The organism is Bradyrhizobium sp. NAS80.1, assembly GCF_001908205.1.
Lineage (GTDB): Bacteria > Pseudomonadota > Alphaproteobacteria > Rhizobiales > Xanthobacteraceae > Bradyrhizobium.
Genome location: NZ_LGHL01000337.1, coordinates 1 through 1,458 on the forward strand (window position 1 = coordinate 1; position 1,458 = coordinate 1,458).

Consider the following 1,458-nt stretch of genomic DNA (forward strand, 5'->3'; position numbering starts at 1 on the left):
CTTCGGTAACCATTCATAGGTCTGACGCCGCCGTGTGTGATCGATCTGACGATTAAGGCACCTCGCGATTGATAAACATTACAACGGTTAGCAGCAGACACAGTGGCAATGCCAAATATACTGGTACAATAAAGCTGCTTGGTCGCGATAAAGCCCAAACATGTCAGCCAGCGATCGACCGTTGGGGCTGTAACAAAAGGAGCGATCCGACATGGGCCGCGGTTTTCTTGGTTTTCTCACATTAGCCACACTCGCGATGACGACATTTGCCGCGGCCGATGGCAAGTCGTTCGAGGATAAAATCAAAGAGTTGAAGAAGGCCGGATACGTCGAACTGTCTGGTGCCCAAGCGGTCGACTTTCTCGTCGGCAATTCTGCCGTAAAACATGACGATCGACTACGTAAAGGGCAAACCGGCGCCAAGAGGCCTCAAATCAATTACTATCCAAACAACCGGGTGTGGTACAGATGCGGAGGATCATTCGGCCCGGGCTGCAGCGTTCAATCGTGGGATGTTGAAAACGCTGAGATTTGCTTTTCTGTCGATCCGTGTGACGACGCACCGACTATTTTGAAGGCCCCACACTCAAACAGCGATAAGCTCGGCCTGATGATATACGACCAGGGCGAGCCCCGGTACGACATCTACGATATTGTCAAAGGCAATCAGGCCAGCGCGCCACTGTTCGATGATCGTTTCACTGACCGCGTGATCGAACTCGACAGGGTAAAACCCAGCAAAGAGATAAGAGAAGCGGACACGCACACCCAGGACGGAGTTATTTCGATCTCTGGATCACGCGGGATTTCATTCCTGGTAGGAAATACGTTTCTCTCAAATGATGTGGCAGGCCTATCCAAAGAACAAGGAGCCTCCGCCTGCCCTGAGTACGGTACGTATTATTCTCCGGACGGCGACATTATATCGTTTACTTGTCAGCCTCCGCCGAGCCGGCTCTGGACGATATCTGTCCTGCATTGGAAACTTCAATCGGGGGCGATTTGCGGAAAACACTCCACAGATCTCAGTAAGTGCGCGTTAGCGAGCCTGACTGCGACACTTGCGCCAGAAGGTCCCAACGAAGCCGATGGCAAGTTGCGAGTTCAAGATCGGCAAAACGGAGTTACTCTTACCGGCTACGCTGGCAATGTTTTCAATTTTAGGTTCGAGAACCGCTTAGACTCGGAACGTTCGAGCGGAGAAAGGCCCGAGCGATAACCGAGCGGGCTTCTCCTCATCAAGTACGTTGCCTGGCTAAATTTTCGTTCTCACGATCTGAGCTTTCGGCCCGCAAGCCAGCAGTCTCCAATTGGTGAAAGCGCCTAACTCGGTGATTTCCGCTAGACTGTATGTCCCCTCCACAAAATGAGGCGACTCACCCTCGATGTTGCAACGAGGGTTGCCCGGATGGACTGGGCAGAGCCTCAAACAAGGAGGGCGAGTCGTGGGTCATCATA

Annotated in this window: 1 protein-coding gene; it reads left to right on the top strand. The window is 52.5% G+C overall.

Annotation, left to right across the window (positions count from 1 at the left end; translation table 11 throughout):
* The first annotated feature begins 211 nt into the window (after positions 1 to 211).
* Positions 212 to 1,219, top strand: coding sequence for a hypothetical protein (locus AC629_RS43015; protein ID WP_084810664.1), 1,008 nt, complete (start codon positions 212 to 214; stop codon positions 1,217 to 1,219).
* Positions 1,220 to 1,458: the final 239 nt, after the last annotated feature.